Source organism: Bradyrhizobium sp. STM 3562 (genome assembly GCF_045571435.1).
In the GTDB taxonomy this organism is placed as follows: Bacteria; Pseudomonadota; Alphaproteobacteria; order Rhizobiales; family Xanthobacteraceae; genus Bradyrhizobium.
Map to the genome: position 1 here is coordinate 3,312,735 of NZ_CP120694.1, position 18,288 is coordinate 3,331,022.

At 60.7% G+C, this 18,288-nt stretch carries 20 protein-coding genes; 8 read left to right on the top strand and 12 right to left on the bottom strand.

Annotation, left to right across the window (positions count from 1 at the left end; genetic code table 11):
• Positions 1 to 20 precede the first annotated feature (20 nt).
• From P6U23_RS15170 to P6U23_RS15180, 3 genes are all read left to right on the top strand, one after another.
• Positions 21 to 287 (top strand): hypothetical protein, encoded by a 267-nt coding sequence (locus tag P6U23_RS15170; RefSeq protein WP_407180521.1) that lies wholly within the window; start codon positions 21 to 23, stop codon positions 285 to 287.
• A gap of 233 nt (positions 288 to 520) precedes the next feature.
• The gene (locus tag P6U23_RS15175) at positions 521 to 1,174 is read left to right on the top strand and encodes a ubiquinol-cytochrome c reductase iron-sulfur subunit (protein ID WP_407180522.1); all 654 of its coding nucleotides are present in this window, start codon (positions 521 to 523) and stop codon (positions 1,172 to 1,174) included.
• Between the two features lie 96 nt (positions 1,175 to 1,270).
• On the top strand, positions 1,271 to 2,998 hold the full coding sequence (locus P6U23_RS15180) for a methanol/ethanol family PQQ-dependent dehydrogenase (RefSeq protein ID WP_407180523.1): 1,728 nt from the start codon (positions 1,271 to 1,273) through the stop codon (positions 2,996 to 2,998).
• An 81-nt stretch (positions 2,999 to 3,079) separates the two neighbouring features.
• Here the strand turns inward: P6U23_RS15180 and P6U23_RS15185 are convergent, their stop codons facing one another.
• The 7 genes from P6U23_RS15185 to xoxF5 all read right to left on the bottom strand — a co-directional run bounded on the left by P6U23_RS15185 (position 3,080) and on the right by xoxF5 (position 10,935).
• Entirely contained in the window at positions 3,080 to 3,337 is a 258-nt protein-coding gene (locus P6U23_RS15185) for a hypothetical protein (RefSeq protein WP_407180524.1), read from the bottom strand.
• A gap of 58 nt (positions 3,338 to 3,395) precedes the next feature.
• Complete coding sequence (locus tag P6U23_RS15190) at positions 3,396 to 5,714, bottom strand: molybdopterin cofactor-binding domain-containing protein (protein WP_407180525.1); 2,319 nt, start codon at positions 5,712 to 5,714, stop codon at positions 3,396 to 3,398.
• Between the two features lie 2 nt (positions 5,715 to 5,716).
• Positions 5,717 to 6,169: a (2Fe-2S)-binding protein gene (locus P6U23_RS15195; protein WP_407180526.1), complete on the bottom strand. Its 453-nt coding sequence runs from the start codon at positions 6,167 to 6,169 to the stop codon at positions 5,717 to 5,719.
• A 579-nt stretch (positions 6,170 to 6,748) separates the two neighbouring features.
• Positions 6,749 to 7,318, bottom strand: coding sequence for an S-(hydroxymethyl)glutathione synthase (gene gfa, locus P6U23_RS15200; RefSeq protein WP_407180527.1), 570 nt, complete (start codon positions 7,316 to 7,318; stop codon positions 6,749 to 6,751).
• Positions 7,319 to 7,350: 32 nt separating this feature from the next.
• Positions 7,351 to 8,460 carry an S-(hydroxymethyl)glutathione dehydrogenase/class III alcohol dehydrogenase gene (locus tag P6U23_RS15205; RefSeq protein WP_407180528.1) on the bottom strand — a complete coding sequence of 370 codons (1,110 nt, stop codon included), beginning with the start codon at positions 8,458 to 8,460 and terminating at the stop codon, positions 7,351 to 7,353.
• Between the two features lie 68 nt (positions 8,461 to 8,528).
• Positions 8,529 to 9,047: a c-type cytochrome, methanol metabolism-related gene (locus P6U23_RS15210; RefSeq protein ID WP_407180529.1), complete on the bottom strand. Its 519-nt coding sequence runs from the start codon at positions 9,045 to 9,047 to the stop codon at positions 8,529 to 8,531.
• 85 nt (positions 9,048 to 9,132) lie between these two features.
• A complete protein-coding gene (gene xoxF5, locus P6U23_RS15215) occupies positions 9,133 to 10,935 on the bottom strand; it encodes a lanthanide-dependent methanol dehydrogenase XoxF5 (protein ID WP_407180530.1) in 1,803 nt (600 codons plus the stop codon).
• Positions 10,936 to 11,443: 508 nt separating this feature from the next.
• Here xoxF5 and P6U23_RS15220 point away from each other — a divergent pair.
• From P6U23_RS15220 to P6U23_RS15235, 4 genes are all read left to right on the top strand, one after another.
• Positions 11,444 to 12,409 (top strand): helix-turn-helix domain-containing protein, encoded by a 966-nt coding sequence (locus tag P6U23_RS15220; RefSeq protein ID WP_407180531.1) that lies wholly within the window; start codon positions 11,444 to 11,446, stop codon positions 12,407 to 12,409.
• A 567-nt stretch (positions 12,410 to 12,976) separates the two neighbouring features.
• A complete protein-coding gene (locus P6U23_RS15225) occupies positions 12,977 to 13,384 on the top strand; it encodes an EF-hand domain-containing protein (RefSeq protein ID WP_407180532.1) in 408 nt (135 codons plus the stop codon).
• 170 nt (positions 13,385 to 13,554) lie between these two features.
• Positions 13,555 to 13,635 carry a pyrroloquinoline quinone precursor peptide PqqA gene (gene pqqA / locus P6U23_RS15230; RefSeq protein WP_035721241.1) on the top strand — a complete coding sequence of 27 codons (81 nt, stop codon included), beginning with the start codon at positions 13,555 to 13,557 and terminating at the stop codon, positions 13,633 to 13,635.
• Between the two features lie 296 nt (positions 13,636 to 13,931).
• The gene (locus P6U23_RS15235) at positions 13,932 to 14,168 is read left to right on the top strand and encodes a hypothetical protein (RefSeq protein WP_407181470.1); all 237 of its coding nucleotides are present in this window, start codon (positions 13,932 to 13,934) and stop codon (positions 14,166 to 14,168) included.
• 19 nt (positions 14,169 to 14,187) lie between these two features.
• Here the strand turns inward: P6U23_RS15235 and P6U23_RS15240 are convergent, their stop codons facing one another.
• The 5 genes from P6U23_RS15240 to P6U23_RS15260 are packed head-to-tail and all read right to left on the bottom strand — an operon-like array spanning position 14,188 to position 17,846.
• Positions 14,188 to 14,532: a hypothetical protein gene (locus P6U23_RS15240; RefSeq protein WP_407180533.1), complete on the bottom strand. Its 345-nt coding sequence runs from the start codon at positions 14,530 to 14,532 to the stop codon at positions 14,188 to 14,190.
• A 34-nt stretch (positions 14,533 to 14,566) separates the two neighbouring features.
• Positions 14,567 to 15,361: a pentapeptide repeat-containing protein gene (locus P6U23_RS15245; RefSeq protein WP_407180534.1), complete on the bottom strand. Its 795-nt coding sequence runs from the start codon at positions 15,359 to 15,361 to the stop codon at positions 14,567 to 14,569.
• A gap of 41 nt (positions 15,362 to 15,402) precedes the next feature.
• Positions 15,403 to 16,137: an ABC transporter ATP-binding protein gene (locus P6U23_RS15250; protein WP_407180535.1), complete on the bottom strand. Its 735-nt coding sequence runs from the start codon at positions 16,135 to 16,137 to the stop codon at positions 15,403 to 15,405.
• The gene (locus P6U23_RS15255) at positions 16,127 to 16,864 is read right to left on the bottom strand and encodes an ABC transporter permease (protein ID WP_407180536.1); all 738 of its coding nucleotides are present in this window, start codon (positions 16,862 to 16,864) and stop codon (positions 16,127 to 16,129) included. The genes P6U23_RS15250 and P6U23_RS15255 overlap by 11 nt, the downstream gene beginning before the upstream one ends.
• A gap of 1 nt (position 16,865) precedes the next feature.
• The gene (locus P6U23_RS15260) at positions 16,866 to 17,846 is read right to left on the bottom strand and encodes an ABC transporter substrate-binding protein (protein ID WP_407180537.1); all 981 of its coding nucleotides are present in this window, start codon (positions 17,844 to 17,846) and stop codon (positions 16,866 to 16,868) included.
• Positions 17,847 to 17,976: 130 nt separating this feature from the next.
• Between P6U23_RS15260 and P6U23_RS15265 the strand changes: the two genes are divergently transcribed.
• Positions 17,977 to 18,288, top strand: a complete 312-nt coding sequence (locus tag P6U23_RS15265; RefSeq protein ID WP_407180538.1) for a hypothetical protein — start codon at positions 17,977 to 17,979, stop codon at positions 18,286 to 18,288.

The window sequence follows — 18,288 nt, forward strand, 5'->3', positions numbered from 1 at the left end:
TCGGTCATTTGGGGGCGACCATGCTGATCGATCGGAACATAGTTCGCAACTTGGGGCTGGCGTCGGCTCTGGCGTTCTGCCTGGCGCTGCTGCCGCTGACCGCCAGTGCATTCACGTATGAGGATCAGCGCAGGCTCTGCATGGGCGACGCCTTTCGACTGTGTTCCTCGGAAATTCCCAATGTGGCCCGGATCACCGCTTGTATGCAGCGGCAGCGGGCGCATCTCAGCGAGGGCTGTCGCCGGGTTTTCGGCAAGCCGACCGAGCAATCCGCGTCCGCCAGATGAAGCTCGTCGTTCATTGAGCGAGTTGGGATCGCCCCGACACCAATTGCTCCGGGGTAAAGCTCGGCACGCATTGTGTATGCCGGATGCAATGGCGATCGCGCGCTGACGCGATGGCGTGAGCCTTCATGGCGCGGCGCACAATAGCGTGCTGCTTCACGCGAGGTCACGCAGAGCGTAAAGTGAGATAGCTGCTCGCCTTCTTTTTGGCGGAGTCGCAGCGCTCAACTTGCGCCATGCCTGAATCCAATTCGAACGTTGATCGCACAGCCGAACGGATCGAGCCGGAGATCGAGACGGGGACGCTGTGTCCGAAACTCGCACGACGTGCGTTGCTGCTGACGGCCTTGGCCGCCGGAGCTTGTTTGGCAACCAGACCGGTCGCCGCCGATGAAGATCAGCCCGGTAGCGATGAGCGGCCGCAAAAGGGCGATCTTCTCGTTTTTTCCGAAGGCGAGCACGAGGGCCAGCTCATCAAGCCCGACGATCTGAAGCTGGGTGGACCCCCGGTGCACGCTTGGCCGAAGGATCCGAAGACCTCAGTGGTCCGCAGCGGTTCGCGGCTCAACGAAATCCTGATCGTCAAGCTGGATGCAAGCGAACTCGACGACGACACGCGGTCCCGCTCGGCCGATGGTATTGTGGCCTACTCGGCGGTTTGTTCTCACGCGGGCTGTCCTGTCACCGAGTGGGTCAAGGGAGAGAGCACCGACAAGACCGTGCTCAAGTGCCCTTGTCATAACTCGGAATACGACCCCCGTCAGGCCGCGCAGGTCGTGTTCGGCCCGGCACCTCGCCGTTTGGCGGCGCTTCCGTTGGTGGTCGTCGACGGGTCGCTCACCGTCGCGGCGCCTTTTGTCGGAAAGGTAGGTGCCCAGCAAGCAGGATGACGTTTGCACCGTCGTATCGCAGTGATCGCGCGACTAATGAAGCGTCACCAACCGCAGAGTGGGTGACCGGAAGAAGATGACAGGGAGATAGCGTCCATGACCCGAAAACAATGGCTATTGTCAAGCTGTGTTGCGTTCACTTGTCTTGTTTCAACCGTTGCCGTTGCCGGACCGATCGAAAACTACAGTCCGGTTACGCCCGCCCGTCTGGAGAATCCCGAACCCGGCAACTGGATGCTTTATCGCCGGACCTATGATGGTCAGGGCTTTAGCCCGCTCAATCAGATCAATACGTCGAACGTGAAGAGTCTGACCCCGGTATGGACCTTCTCCACCGGGGTGGTCGAAGGACACGAGGCGCCGCCGATCGTCAATAATGGCGTGATGTTTGTTGCAACGCCAATGGGACAGGTGATTGCGCTGAACGCAAAGACCGGTGAGGAATATTGGCGTTACAAGCGTCAGTTGCCTGAGGATCTCTTTCAGTTGCATCCCACCAGCCGCGGCGTGGGCTTGTGGGAGGACAAGCTTTATCTCGCCACCACTGACGATCACCTCGTTGCGCTGGATGCCAAGACCGGCAAGGTGGCGTGGGACAAGAAGGTTCAGGACTACAAGAAGGGCCAGTACATGACCCTGATGCCGCTGGTCGTTGATGGCAAAGTCATCGTCGGCGGCTCCGGTGGCGAGTTCGGCGTGCGTGGCTACGTCGCTGCGTTTGACGCCAACGATGGCAAGGAGTTGTGGCGTACCTTTACCATCCCGGGTGAGGGCGAGCCTGGTCACGACACCTGGCGGGGCGACGACTGGAAATCGGGCGGCGGTTCGGCCTGGATGACCGGCACATACGACAAGGACACCAAAACCATCTACTGGGGTGTCGGCAACGCGGCGCCTTGGCCGGGTGAAGCGCATCCGGGCGATAATCTCTACACCAGTTCCGTGATCGCGCTCGATCCCGAGAGCGGCAAGATCAAGACCTACCACCAATACCATCAGAATGATTCTTGGGATTGGGATGAGGTCGACGCGCCGATGCTGGTGAATCTGGAAAGGGACGGCCGCCCGATCAAAGCCCTCATTCACCCCGGACGTGACGCCATCTTCTGGATTTTGGAGGCGAAGCCCGATCGCATCAATTACGTGGCCGGCTGGCCCTTCGTCCATACCGACGTCTGGAAGGGAATCGACAAGGAGACCGGCAAGCCGATCGTCGATCCCGAGCACAAGCCGGTACTCGGAAAGCGTGTCACGTTCTGTCCGTCGCTGTGGGGCGGCAAGGATTGGCCGTCAGCGGCCTACAATCCGAACACCAAGCTCGTCTACGTGCCGGCCAATGAGAACTTCTGCGGCGGCTTCACCGGCGAGAAGGTGCCGCTCAAACCCGGCGAGCTCTGGCTCGGAACCAAGGCTGAAGATATCGGTCTGACGGTGCGTCCTGGTGCCGATCATTTCGGAGAATTGCAGGCCTGGGATCCGGCCACGGGCAAGAAGGTTTGGTCGCACAACTTCCCGAAGTCGCAGTTGTTTGCGTCGGTGACGACGACGGCGGGCGACCTGATCTTCGCCGGCGGCACCAACGACCGCGACTTCCGGGCCTTCGACGCCAAGACGGGAGAGGTGCTCTGGCAGCAAAAGACCAATTCCGGCATCGTCGGAATGCCGATCGCCTATGAAGTGGACGGTACGGAGTACATCGCCGTCCAGTCCGGCTGGGGTGTCGACGCCCAACGCATCCAGGATGCGCTGGTCGGCAACAACATTGGTCTTGAGAACAACGTTCCTCAAGGCGGCGTCGTCTGGGTCTTCGCCGTCAAGAAGTAGGCGGCCAGCCAACGCGCCGAGTCAGACGAACGGCAGGCAGAAAGCGGCGGATCGAAAGGTCCGCCGCTTTTCATTTCGGGGCTACTTGCCCTCTCTCTCGACTTTGCTCTTCGCGTCCTGGTTCATCCGCCGGGTCGTCGGATCTTGACTGCCTTGACCGGTCGTCTGACTCGGGGTGGCAGCGGGCGCGTTGTTGGGCGTCGACGTCTGATCCGGCGATTTTGCCGGCCGCGTTGCGGTCGCTGGCGGCGGGTTGCCCTGAGCGCTCAATGCGTGGGCGCTCAGAAGAAAGGCGCTCGTCAGTAGCGATACCGCGAGCGCCTTGGCCTTGAGATTCATCGATCCGGCTCCTGTCAGTCAGATCGACGAAAACGGTCTGCTGGGACGAACGTTCCCTTTAGGTCTCTAGCTGCTTGCCGATCGGCAGCGCGCGGATGCGCTTACCGGTCGCGGCAAAGATGGCGTTGACCAGGGCCGGCGCGAACGGCGGCAAACCGGGTTCGCCGACACCGCTGGGTGGCGTGTCCGGTCCTGGAGGCACGATGTGAACATGCGTCACCGACGGCGACTCGTCGATGCGGAGCAACGGGAAGTCGTCGAAGTTCTTCTGCTGGACCTTGCCATCCTTGAAGGTGATCTCGCCATATTTGGCAAGGCTCAGCCCCATGATGGCGGCGCCTTCGATCTGCGACTGGATTCGCTCCGGATTGACATATGTGCCGCAATCGATGGCAGTGTCGACCCTGGGTACCGTCAGCTTGCCCTTGTCATCGACGGCCACCTCGACGATGGTCGCGATATAGCTGACGAAGCTGCGATGAGCGGCGATTCCGAGCCCGTGGCCCTTGGGCAGCGATCGTCCCCATTCGCCCTTTTCGGCAACCAGCTCGACCACGCGCCGCAATCGCGCCGTGTCGATCGGATAGCTCGCGTAGGGCTCGCCGTAGTTCCAGGGATCCTTCACCGAAGATAGGTTGACGATCCGCGGCGAGCCGATGAGCTCGAGCAGCATCTCCTTCTGATCGCGATTGGTGGCATGGGCGAGCTCGCCCACCATCGACTGTACCGCAAAGGCGCGCGGGATGTTCGAGACCGAGCGGAACCAGCCGATGCGGGTGTGCGCGGCGGCTTCCGGATTCTCGCACTGGACGTTGGCGATCTCGAACGGCATGTCGATCAGTCCCATGCCGAGCTCGAACGGCGCCTGATGCACCGTATTCGCCGCGAAGGTCGAGGCGATGCTCGGTGCGACACTGCGATGCCGCCAGGCGATGACCTTGCCGTTCTTGTCGAGCCCGGCCTCGATCCGCTCAACCGAGACGGTGTGGAGGAAGTCGTGGTGAACGTCGTCTTCCCGCGTCCATTGCACCTTCACAGGCGCGGCGAGCTCCTTGGAGAGCAGGGCCGCTTCCAACGCATAATCGCATTTCGACTTGCGGCCAAAGCCGCCGCCGAGCAGCGTTACGTTAACGGTGACGTTCTCCTCGGGAATGCCGAGGGTCTTCGCGACGTCTTCGCGCGTTCCCCCTGGGCTCTGCACCGGCGCCCAGATTTCGGCCTTGTCGCCCTTGACGTCCGCGACGGCGACCGGTGGCTCCATGCTGACGTGGGCGAGATGCGGCAGGTAGTACTCGCCGACGATCACCTTGTCGGCGGTCTTCAAGGCGGCGTCCACGTCACCTTCCTTGCGCACGACCAGTCCGGGTTTTCGCGCGGCTTCTTCGAGTTCGGCCCGATAGGCGACCGAGTCGTATTTGGCGTTGGCGCCGTCGTCCCAAACGATCTTCAGCGCGTCGCGCCCTTTGATCGCGGCGCCGGTATTGCGCGCGATCACGGCGACACCACCGAGCGGCTGGAACTTCGATGGCCACGGCCATCCCTTGACCTGCGTGACCTTTTCGACGCCCGAGACTTTCAAGGCGTCGGCGGGGTCGAAGGACACCAGCGTTCCGCCCGTCACCGGGGGGCGGGCAATGACGGCGTATTTCATGCCGGGCAGGCGGACGTCGGCACCATAGCCCGCCTTGCCGGTGGTGATGTCGTGCAGATCGACGATGCTGACCTCGCCTTTGCCGAGGTAGCGGAAGTTCTTCGGGTCCTTCAGCTTCAGGCCTTCGATGCTCGGCACCGGCTCTTTCGAGGCATCGGCCGCGAGATCGCCGAAACCGAGTTTCCGCCCGGTCGCGTCATGGACCACCGCGTGGTTGACAGCCTTCACTTCGGTGGCGGGCACGCCCCAGCGCTTTGCCGCCGCCGACTCCAGCATCGTGCGCGCGGAGGCGCCGATCTGGCGCATCGGTATCAAGTAGTGCCGCGTGCTGCGCGATCCGTCGGTATCCTGGTTGCCATATCTGACCTCATCGCCAGGGGCTTGCTGGACGCGGACGCGCGACCAGTCGGCGTCCATCTCCTCGGCAACGATCAGGGGCAGGCTGGTGCGGACGCCGGTGCCCATCTCGGAACGATGCGCAATGATGGTCACGATGCCGTCCGGCGCGATGGCGACGAACACACGCGGGTCGACAACGGTACCGTGCGGCATCTTGCCGGCGCCGGTCTCATAGGCGGCGAAGGAAGGCCGACTGAGAATAGGCGCGGCAAGCACGAAGCTTCCAGCGATCCCAAGTCCCTTCAGCACGCTGCGGCGCGAGACGTTCTCGACCCTGCAGGCTTTCTCAAAGCCGCGAAGCTTTTTCGGATTCGTGATGATGTTCATGATCACACCCCCGTCGATGCGAGATGGACGGCGTTCTCAATGCGCTGGTAGCAGCCGCAGCGGCAAATGTTGCCAGACAGGGCTTCACGTATCTGGGCGTGGGATGGTTTCGGATTATCCATCAGCAATGCCGCAGCCTGCATGATCTGACCGGCTTGGCAAAAGCCGCATTGCGGTACGTTGACCTGACGCCAGGCCTTCTGCACTGGATGATCGCCGGTCGGATGAAGGCCTTCGATCGTGGTGACCTGGCGGTCGGCCACATCCGAAACTGACGTGATGCAGGCGCGTACGGCTTCCTTGTCGACGATGACGGTGCAGGCGCCGCACAGTGCCTGGCCGCAGCCAAATTTGGTGCCTGTTAAACCGACCTCATCACGGAGAAACCAAAGCAGGGAAAGATCCGGGTCGCCATCCCAAGTTCGTTCCTGGCCATTAATCTTCAACTTGATCATGATCGTTCTCGCTCTTTTTAAGCTGCTGATGTCCGGTTCAATGCAGGCCGGAACATGTTTCCATTCGCCCGCATCAACCGCCGCGACTTCCCCACGAGCGAATCGTGTCAGGAAGACTGACAGACCTCATTGCACGACCTGTTTGGTTTTCCGTGTCTGGGCGCTCCTCCCGTTTTCTTATGTTTTGGTTCTTAATTGTTCTTTTGGTTTTGGTTCTTGTGCAGTCGGCCCGTTATCGCGAAGTCACAATGCTATCAGAAACCGACGCCGAACGGACTTCACAGAGAGTTGTTTTGCAACTGCATTTGTCAAAAGCAGGGCGGCTGCCGGAAGATGTTCGACCTGCAGCGAAAGAGGCGTGCGCGTGGGGCGACGCCAAAAAACAAAAGCCTCGCCCACTAAGTGGAGCGAGGCCAGGGACTCCAAGTCAAGGGAGCAACATCGCATGATCGATCGCGCCTGAGGGGAGGTGGGCGGTCGATCCGAGCAAATCCTCGTGCGTCGGGCTAGAGGTCCGATTCGCGTTGGCTGTTCGCCAACGCGAATCGGCGACGATTGTCGCCGGCGAGGATCAAACGATCAGGCCGCTTTTGCCTTGGCCTTCGCTGTGTGCGTTGCGATCGCATCCATCAGCGGCGGAGACAGGCAATCGTAGGGCTCAAGGCCGAGCTCCTTGAGGCGTGCGCGTATGCCCTCCATCTCTTCCGGTTTGACACCGGACTCGATGACGGACGACACGAAGGCCGCGAATCCCGGCGCCGCCCAGCCGCCTTCCTGGAACAATTCGGGATGGATGAAGTCGAGGCCGTAGAACGGATGGCCCGTATTCTCGATACGGCCATACATATGCGTGCCGCAGACCTTGCAGGCGTAGCGCTGGATCACCGCCGACGGATCGACGATCTGGAGCTTGTCGCCGTTCTCGAGCACCGTCACATTTTGACGCGGTACGACCGCGACGATGGAGAAGGTTGCGCCTTCCGGCTTCCAGCACTTGGTGCAACCGCAGGCGTGATTGTGCGCAACGTCGCCCTTGATGCCGATCTTGACCGGTCGGTCCGTGCATTTACAGACCAGGGTACCCCCGGCGAAGGTTCCCGAGCCCTGTTTTACGCCGCTGTCAACCGCCGGGTGGATGTGAACAGTCATAGTCAATCCTCCTTGTGTGGGACATTCTTGCTTCAGTAAACGACGACCGAACGTATCGACTTGCCTTCGTGCATCAGATCGAAGCCCTTGTTGATGTCCTCGAGCTTGAGGACATGCGTGATCATCGGATCGATCTGGATCTTTCCATTCATGTACCAGTCGACGATCTTCGGCACGTCGGTGCGGCCGCGTGCGCCTCCGAATGCGGTGCCTTTCCAGACACGTCCGGTGACCAACTGGAACGGCCGGGTTGCGATCTCCTTGCCGGCTTCCGCAACGCCGATGATCACGGAGACACCCCAGCCGCGATGGCAACATTCCAGCGCCTGGCGCATGACGGTGGTGTTGCCGGTGCAGTCGAAGCTGTAATCGGCGCCTCCGTCGGTCAGCGTCACCAGGTGCTGCACGATATCGCCGCTCACCTTCTTCGGGTTGACGAAATGGGTCATGCCGAACTTGCGGCCCCATTCCTCCTTGGAGTCGTTGACGTCGACGCCGACGATCTTGTCGGCCCCCACCATCTTGGCGCCCTGGATGACGTTGAGGCCGATCCCGCCGAGACCGAACACCACGACGTTCGAACCTGGCGTGACCTTCGCGGTATTGACCACCGCACCGACGCCGGTCGTGACGCCGCAGCCGATGTAGCAGCTCTTGTCGAAGGGGGCGTCCTCGCGAATCTTCGCCACCGCGATTTCTGGAAGCACGGTGAAGTTCGAGAAGGTCGAGCAGCCCATGTAGTGATAGATCGGCTTGCCCTTGTAGCTGAAGCGCGATGTGCCATCAGGCATCAGGCCCTTGCCTTGGGTGGCGCGAATCGCGGTGCAGAGATTGGTCTTCTGGCTGAGACAGCTCTTACACTGGCGGCATTCCGGCGTGTAGAGCGGAATGACGTGATCGCCGGGCTTGACCGAAATCACGCCAGGGCCGACCTCACGGACGATGCCGGCGCCTTCATGACCAAGAATCGATGGAAAGATCCCTTCGCTGTCGAAACCGTCCAAGGTGTAGGCGTCGGTATGACAGATGCCCGTTGCCTTGATCTCGACCAGGACCTCGCCGACCTTCGGGCCTTCCAGATCGAGCTCGACGATTTCAAGTGGTTTCTTCGCCTCGAAAGCGACGGCTGCGCGCGTCTTCATTGCTCAACTCCTTTCTCGCTCTTCAAGGCCATACCATAGTTCGTGCAGTTGAAATTCTCTCGTCATGTTCAATGATTGCCCATGCACGCGTTTTCTGCCTCGGTATAGGCCTCCGGTTTGTCCTCGTGTTTGGACGGTCGCGCGCGACCCCATGCGTCATTGGCGCGGGCGCGCAGATAAACGTAGATGTCGTCCATGTAGCAGGCCACGTTCGGGTTGGTGCCGAAGGCCGGCATCACGTTCTCCGCCGCAGTACTGACGTTCTTGCGGCCGCTCGCAACGACAGAAAGAAAGTCCGCGTAGCTCATGGTCTTCAGCGAATCTTTCAGCGCCGGCGCGTAAGTCGACCCCATGCCATCAGGCCCATGGCAAACGTGGCATTCGGAATGATAGCGGCGGTATCCGGAATAGGTGTACCAGTCCACGGTGCCGTCGGACGAGATTTTGTAGGTTGGATTTCCTTCCTTGTCGAAATACTTGCCGTCCTCGGATTTCACCGCGGTGGGATCCCCCGAACCGTCAGCGAAGGCGACTCCTCCTGCAGCCACGAGCAGTGCCGCGGCAACCACTAAGCGGGTGATGCGCAATATAGCTAATCCTTGACTCTTGGTGGCAGATCGACCGGCGCGTGGAATGGCTCCACGCGCCGGAAGCGAGATGGCTTCGTCTGACTTACGGCAGCGCGAACACTGTGAGCGTGCCGCCAAGGGCCGTGTAGTTGCTCAGTGCCGCATAACCGCCGACGGCGCCAAGGCCCGCGGTCGGATCGGTCAGGCCAGCCGCGAGACCAATGCCCGCCCAGCCGCCGACACCGGACAGCACTGCAACGTACTGCTTGCCATTGTGCTCATAGGTCGTGACGTTGCCGATGATACCGGACGGGGTCTTGAACTTGTAAAGCTCCTTGCCCGTCTTGGCATCGACAGCCTTGAGGTATCCCTCAAGCGTTCCATAGAACACAACGCCGCCGGCAGTCGCGAGCGCGCCCGACCAGACCGAGAACTGCTCGGGGTTCGACCAGACGATCTTGCCGGTCTTGCCGTCCCAGGCGATGAAGTTGCCCATGTTGTGGTCGCCGGGAGGCGGATACATCGAGAGCGTCGCCCCCACATAGGGCTGGCCCGCGGTGTAGCTCACCTTGAACGGCTCATAGTCCATGCAGACATGGTTGGTTGGGACGTAGAAGAGCTGCGTATCCGGAGAGTACGCCGCCGGTTGCTCGTCCTTCGTGCCGAGCGCGGCCGGGCAGATGCCCTTGCTGTTGTGGTCTTCGCCGTTGTGCTCGGTGGAGAACTGCGCCACGACCTTCGGACGGCCGTAGGTCGGCGAGTTCTTGTCCATATCGACGCCGGTGGTCCAATTGACCTTCGGATCGTACTTTTCGGCGACCAGCAATTCGCCGGTTGCGCGATCGAGCGTATAGCCCAGCCCGTTGCGATCGAAATGGGTCAGAAGCTTGCGGGCCTGGCCACCGACCTGCTGATCGCTGAGGATCATCTCGTTGACGCCGTCATAGTCCCATTCATCATGGGGCGTCATCTGATAGACCCATTTCGCCATGCCGTTATCCGGGTTGCGCGCGAAAATGGTCATCGACCATTTGTTGTCACCCGGACGCTGCTTGGGATTCCAGGTCGAGGGATTGCCCGAACCGTAATAGACGAGGTCGAGCTGCGGATCGTACGCGATCCAGCCCCAGGTGCAGCCGCCGCCGATCTTCCACTGATCGCCTTGCCAGGTTTTCAAGCTGGAGTCCTTGCCGACCGGCTTGCCGAGCGCGGTGGTCTTCTCCGGATCGACAAGGATCTGGTCATCCGGTCCTTCGGAATAGGCCTTCCACACCTGCTTGCCGGACTTGATGTCGTAAGCAGTCATACTGCACTGCACGCCGAACTCGCCGCCGGACGTGCCGACCAGCACCTTGTCCTTGATAACGACAGGGGCCGACGTGCCGGTCTGTCCCTTGGAGGGATCACCATTGGTCGCGCTCCAAGCGAGGTTGCCGGTCTTGGCATCCAGCGCGATCAACTTGTCGTCCGCCTGGTGCAGGAAAATCTTGCCATCGCCGTAGGACAGGCCGCGGTTAACGGTGTCGCAGCACATCACCGGGATGACGTTGGGGTCCTGCTTGGGCTCGTACTTCCAGACGATCTTGTTGTCCTGTGAGAGGTCAAGAGCATAGACCTTGTTGGGGAAAGGCGTGTGGACGTACATCATGTTGCCGATGATGAGCGGTCCGCCTTCATGGCCACGCAGCACGCCGGTCGAGAAGGTCCACGCGACCTGCAGCTTGCCGACGTTCGACGCATTGATCTGGTTGAGCTTGGAATAGCGGGTATTGGCATAGTCGCCCGACGGCATCACCCAATCCTTTGGGTTCTGCGCCATCTTGATTAAGTCTTCATTGGCTGAAGCACCGCCTACGGTGAGTGCCGCTGCGGAGCCAAGAAAGGTAGCCAAAAGCACCTTGCGCATACTTAAGTCCTCCCTGGTTTCGTTTGTTTGGCTCGTCACGTCGCTTGCCCGCTGGCCTTCCTCCGGCCAGTGGACGCATGCTGTGGGATATTTCGAGTGTCTCCTCCTGAGGTGAGATCGGGTGCCGTGGCAACGGCCCGCTTTGCTTCGATTTCGGGCGTCGTTCCTAGCCGGTTCACCAATGGGAAACTTGCCCAAAAGCGAAACGGGTTTGCTCGAAAGCGAAACCGGATGAACTTTTTTGCCTCGAGCAAGGCGTTTTGTGGGCGCCGCATCCATGCTGCGGAGCATCAATTCACGGCGCCGGTCAAATCGCTTGGCTAGGTCGCTAGCACATTGCGCCCGATGTTTTTCTTGACGACGCAGCCAGTAAGGCGGAGGATCATCAAAGGGATGTCAGGAGGAATACAGCTTAAACTCTAACATTGCCTCAAGTTGAGGTAATCTGTTTGTATCATGGCCGGGTCCTTCGCAGCGATATGCGCTGCTTTCAAATCGGTGGCTGGAAATGTCCGATACAGTCCATTCGCTCAGCACTTCCGGATTGTCGCCGAAGCAGCAGGTCCAATGTTGGTCAGATACCTTGACCGATCTGTGCGGTCGGTTTGATATCGATCCGCTGGAGGCCTCGTCTCTGGATGGTCGGGTCAACTACACCACGGTCTCCCGCCTGAAGCTCTGCCAGATCGAGGCGAGTCAGCATCGCGTTGGCCACACCGACTGGCGGATAAGATCGACCGAACACCCCTACATCAAGATCCATTTCCAGACTTACGGCATATCCTATTTCGAGCAGGACGGTCGTCGGATGGAAATCGTTCCGGGCGATATTCTCGCTTACGACGTATCCTGCCCGCATACGATCACCAGCCCGATGCTGACGCGGCATGATGTTGTCATCGTGCCGAAAGAGCTGCTGCGGGAGCGCGGCTTCCATACGGAGCGCATGTCGGCGTGCAAACTCTCCTCGCGCGCGGGAACTGGCAGGATCGCGCACGAATTCGTGCATGCCGCGTTTGACGAGGCCACCAAGCTGTCGCCGAACAGCGCAGCCGGCGTGGCCGAATCGCTGATCGACCTGTTGCTGTTGCCGCTTCGTGAAGCTGACAGGACGTTCGATCGCGTCGGGCCGGAGGCGATGTACATACGGGCGCAAGCCTTCATCCGCGAGCATTTGCGCGATCCTGATCTCTGCATCGATCAGATTTCGGCGGCATTGGGCTGTACCAAGCGTTATCTGCACATGCTGTTCAGCGAAAGGGGCATGACCGTCAGCGATTATATCTGGCGGGCGAGACTGCAGAACTGCCGGCAGGAGCTGGAAACGCATGCCGGAAAGACCATCACCGACGTCGCGTTTTCGTGGGGCTTCTCAAGCTCCTCGCACTTCAGCCGTGTGTTCCGGAAGTATTTTGGCGTTGTGCCGTCGTCCATCCACCGGGCCCAACACGCGGGTTCTGCAGCTCAGACATAAGGTGCGGCCAAGAGCTGCGGCCAAGCAACGTTTTTCGCCGGTCCGCGCCGCCGCTGCTCGTCGATCGCAGGTTTTAAGACCCTGGTGCCGCCCCGGCGCAAGCGCTTGGGCGCGGCTTGGTCCCGCGCTTGTCGGTCGGCACATTGCAATTGTCGATCCGCTGCTCGTCCGTCCACTTTCGGCCGAGGCGCTCCTTGCCGGTCAGGGTAGCTGGTGTGTCGGATGATTCGACGTGCGGCCTGACCGGATCAGGCAGCCTGTCTTTGGCAGACGCCGACAATACAACGCCCATCGCGAGCACTGAAGCGAGCAGGAATTGGCAATATGGTCGCATGATTTGCTCCGCAACCCACGTCTTGCTGCGGCGCATGCCGCGCATCTCCGATTAAACAGGTTCGCAATCCGCGCCTCCACCCGAAACCCGCAATGTGCAGGCTCTCGGTTCGTTCAGGCCGGCCGTCGTGTTCCACTGTCCAAAGGATAGTGACGGTTCGACGCTGGCGGCGAGGACCCGCGCGCGTTACCTTGATCTCACGGATTTGGCCCAACCAGGAAGGAGAATAAATCATGGTATCGCGCCGGTCTGTGCTTCTGACATTGGCCGCGACCGCGTTCGCGACCGGAGATTTGCAGGTTTTCGCGGCAGGGCGTCGCCCCGATCCAATCAAGATGTTCGACACCGACAATGATGGGACGCTGGACCTTGCCGAGACGAAGAAGGCTGCATCGGCGCTGTTCGCCAAGCTCGATCGCGATCATGACGGCACGCTCGACAGGCGCGAGCTGGGAGGACGGCTGAGTGCGCGCGAGCTCGCGGCCGCCGATCCCGATCACGATGGCACGCTGACCTTGGACGAGTACCTCGCCGTCGTGGAGCAACGGTTCAACGCGGCCGATCCGGACAAGGATGGAACGCTGGACGCCAAGGAGCTGAAATCCAGGGCCGGGCGAGCGCTGTTGCGCTTGCTGGAATAGTGGAGGGGAGGGCAGTCGACAAGGCATCGGATGTGCGCCGGGCAAAAGCGAGCGATGCCCCGCACGGACGCCAGGCAACCACTTGCGTTAGGCTCGAGGCGGCCCTACCCTTGGTGTCGGCGCAAGCATCGCGCCAAAAGTTGGCCAACATACTTGGGAGGACCCCCCGAATGACTTGGAAGACTCCGAAGATTGTCGAAGTGCCGGTGGGCATGGAAATCAACATGTACGCCTGCGCAGCGCGCAAGTAACACAGCAAAGCGATCTGCCCGGCTCGATCGCATCGAGCCGTGGCAGACGTTTCCAAGATTTCGCCCAAGATTTCGGACGTAAGTATTTCGGACGTCAGTCCAATCGCTTAATTCTCACGCTTTTCGTGAGCCACCTAAGTGCACCGGCGGGTTCCTAGCGGCAGAGCAGGCCAGCCAGGCCAATTGCGGGCGAAACCGGGTTGGGGAATTTTCACGCCGTATTGAAACTTGCCGAGCGGATTCGCGTAGTTCATCGTGGTATTCCTCCGATTGAAGCCAACGCAGGAATGTTAGGCATGAATCCGATGGCCCTGGTCATAACGGTGTGCGCGGTATTATCGCCCAACACCTGCCAAGAGACGCGTATGGTATTTTCGAGCGGTGGCTCCTTGGCGCAGTGCGCCATGGCCGCCCCACCTTACATCGCCCAGTGGGTGGGGGAGCACCCCAAGTGGACGGCGGTGAAGTGGCGCTGCGAATATCCGCACAGCGACGACAAGGCCGACGCAGCCAAGACGATTCCCGCGGGCTGACAGACCGTCCTTGCAAGGGCTATTTGCTGCAGTCCTTCAGGTCCTTGTCGGCAATCGAAAACACCGCATCTGCCTTGATTTCGATATTCCGAACGAAGCATTGCCGTGAATCCGGATAGGTCACCTTGGCGTCATAGCGCCCCGGTTCCACGCCTGTGATCCTCAGGCGTTCGTCGTGGTCGACCTCCTTGTCTTTGTCGTTCAGCGTCTGGTTCGGTCCCCACTCGTCCTTTCCGGCAGGCGAGAGCTGAAATCCGGAAATGGTCGAAGCGGTCAGATTCCATAACCGCACGCCCTTGCCTTGCGCGGATAATGCGGCCGTGCCGGCGAGCAAGAGCGCAATCGCAGCCAAAATCCATCGCATGAGCCAAACCCTTCCTAAGGTACCGCTTGCGCCGTCATTCTCTGATCAGACGTTCGCGATTTCTCGCATGATCGAAATTCTTGGCGCGTTCAAGCCCAATTGGATCGATGAGCTTGGCGGATGTCAGATCGGCGCCGTCGAAATCGGTGTCGATCACGGTAACCCCGGTCAGATTGGCGCCCCCAAGCTGGGCGCCCTTGAGGGACGCGCCTGTCAAGTCGGCTTGCTTGAGTGACGCAAATTCCAGATCGACGCGAGACAGGTCCGCGCCCCGTGCGTTCAGTCGATCGAGATTGGCGGATTTCAACACCGCGCGCATCAGGCCCATCGACTGGTTGCGCATGTCGGCTCCCAGATGCGCGCCCTCGATCGACGCGCCGACGAGGCTCGCGTCAGACAGGTCGGCGGCAACGCGCGCTCCCGACAGGTCCGCGCCATCGAGACGCGCGCGAGGCATTTGAGAGGCAAAGAGAGTGGCGCCCTTCAGGCTTGCGCCCGTCAGATCTGCCTCGGCCAGCCATGCCTGATCGAGGACCGCGCGATCGAGCTTTGCGCCCGCAAGTTTCGTTCTGTTGAGCCGGGCCGCGCGAAAGATCGCACCGGAAAGATCGAGGCCGGAGAGATCGAGCCCGGACAGTTTCTTTCCGGTGAAATCGGCGGGCGTCGCAGCATTTGAGGTGTGAAGCGCAGCCTCGACATCGCCGCGGGTCATTTCCGCCGAGGTCATATCGGGCGACGACATATCAATATAGCGCGTCATATCCTGCGCCGGCGCCACGGTCGCCGGGATAGCAAGGTAGAGCAGTGCGGTTGCGATCACCCGTTTCATGGCCAACCCCCGCCGCTGGTGCTTTTTAGCACATGCTGCAATCACTGCCCATGTGGCCTCTGCTCGGTGCGACCGCCATTGGTCCACCGCGTGATCTCTGCCTTTATTGCGGCAATTTCGGCTTCGCCACGCACGCTGCGCGGTGCAGGGACGGATATATCTGCGATGATCCGCGCGGGTCTTGCCGATAACAAGAACAGGCGATCGCCGAGGCGAACGGCATCGTCCAGGTCATGGGTGACCAGGATCGTCAGCACCGAGCGATTTGCCACGAGGGTGACGATCTCGTCTTGCATACGCACGGCGAGAGCCTTGTCGAGCGACGCAAATGGTTCATCGAGGATAAGAAAGTCCGGCTCGACCGCAAACGCACGGGCCAGAGCCACACGCCGGGCGAGGCCGAGCGACAATTCGCCCGGAAAATGGTTACGATGCGCGCTCAGTTCCAGAACTGAGAACAGTTCGGAAAGCCTGGCTTCATCGATCAGCGGCGCTGCAAGTCGCACATTATCTTCGACCGATCGCCAGGGCAGAAGCCGCGGCTCCTGGAATACCATGCCGATCCGCGCGTCTTGTGGACGCGAGATCGTGCCCTGGTAGTCCTGGTCGAGGCCGGTCAGGATGCGGAGCAGCGTGCTCTTGCCGCAGCCGGAAGGGCCGACGAACACCCCGACCTCACCCGAGTTCAGCGAGAACTTAATGCCGGCCAGCACGTCGTGCCGTTTGCCGGACGCACTCTTATACGCTTTCCCCGCGATATCGACCTCAAGCCGCACGGAGTCGCCACCGTGTTAGCCTGGTTTCAAAGGGCTGCACCAAGGCCGTTTCGATGACGAGCACGACGGCTGCGAAGCTCAACGAATAGGCAAGCAAGCGAGGGGTGTCGAAGAGCTGGAAAGCCACGCCGATTTCAAAGCCAACGCCGTTTGGACGGCCGAGCAACTCCGCGACCAGCACAATCTTCCAGACCAACGATAGCCCGGAACGGGATGCAGCGGCGATATAGGGCGCGAGTTGCGGCAATATAATGTGCCGGAATGCCCTCCAGCGCGGGATGGCAAATACGGTCGCCATTTCGTCAAGCGAAGAATCGAGCGCGCGCGTCCCCTCGCGCACCGTGACCACGGTCGCCGGTAGCTTGTTGATCGCGATCGCCGCGATCGCGGCAACCTCCGTCAATCCGGCCCAGATATAGGCCAGCACAATGACGACGAGCGCCGGAAGATTGAGGAGCAGGATCAGCCAGGGATCGCCAAGCCGGTTGGCCAATCTGACCCGTCCCATCAAGTATCCGATGGCAACGCCGAGCGTGATCGCAAGCGTGAAGGCCAAGACAACGCGTGCCAAGGTCACGCCGACATTCAGAAACAATGCCCCGGAGGCAGCCTCGGTCATTGCTACGTTCAGGACCGCCGGAGGGGTCGGAAGCTTCGTGCTGCCGGCGAGCACGGCCGCGATCCACCAGCAGCCAAGAAACACGGCAAATGACAGTAAGCGCAACACCTCAATCTCCGGGGATCAAGTGGTAGAATGTGCCCGGGGCGAGCTCTGGTCCGGGCCCCACGAGTTCGCGGCCGCCAATCGTCGCCAGCACGCGATAGAGAACGCGTGCATCTTTCTCTTCATCATCGATCGAACGCCGCGGAATGCCTTCGCGATAGCGCTCGCGATAGGCCCTCAAGGTGGGCGCGTCGGGAGCCCCCGTCAGCCCCGAAATGCTGTTCCACTCGGTATCCGAATTTGCCAGGATCTCCTTTGCCTTTCGCGTCATTTCGATGAAGCGCGTCAGCGCGTCGCGATTTGTGCTGCCCCAGCCTTCATCGAACACATAGCCCAGCATGGCGATAGGGCCCTCGGCGCCCAGTTTGGTCACCAGGTCCTGGGTCGTGGCGATCCGACGGAAGCCCTTCTCCTCGAGCGCGGCGCAAAAATTCCAGTAGTTCAGCGTAGCGTCCGCATCGCCGTTGAGCATCGCGGCCGTCAGAAGCGGTGGCGCGCCGTAAACGACGGTCGACTCCGATTTCAGGTCAATGCCGTCCCGTTGCAGCGAAGCCTGCATCAGCAGCCAGTTCTTATCGAGGGGACCGCCGGCGATGGCCAGCTTGTGCCCTTTCAGGTCGGCCAAGGTCTTGATGGGAGAGGAGTTCGGCACCATCACTCCGCCGAGCGCGCTGGAATAGGGATAGAAAGTTAACTTGGCCCCAAGCGCACGCTCGCGGGACACCCATAGCCAGTCGGAGATGATGATGTCGGCCTGGCCGGCGCGAAGCGCGATCTTACCCGCCTCCGGGCTTGCGAGTTCTTGAACCTGGAGTGAGATATCCGCCTGTCTATCGAGCCCATGCGCGCGAATGACCGCAAGTTCCCAGGCAAACGTTCCAGTCTTCTGCACCGCAACGCGTATGGTTTCCGCACCCCTGCAGACATTAGTCTGTGCTGCGGCAAAGGCGGCCGCAGCAATGAGCATGCAAAGCAAGCGTTTCATTGGCTTGTGAGCGCTTCCTCGAACGTCTTCTTTTCAGCCTCGCAGGAATAGCATAGCGTCAATTTCGAGCGGAGGAAGGCCATTGACGCATAGCGGGTGGGTACGACTTATTGTCACGGCAGGCGCCCTTTTGGCGGCGACGGCGGCGTTGGCATACGCGAAGGACGTCAACGATTATCCGACGTCAGCGCGTGCGGAGTATGTCTATGGCTGCATGAAGGCGAACGGCGAAACGCGGCAGGCCATCGACCAATGTTCTTGTTCGATCGACGTGATTGCTTCGCTCTTGCCGTACGACCGGTATGTCACCGCCGAAACCGTCTTGAGCATGTCGCAGGTGCGGGGAAATCTTGGCGGCGAGTTTCGCTCTTCCGAACAGGCGGCAAGCGCGGTGGGCGACCTAAGACGCGCCCAGGCCGAGGCGGAAGTCAGATGTTTCTGA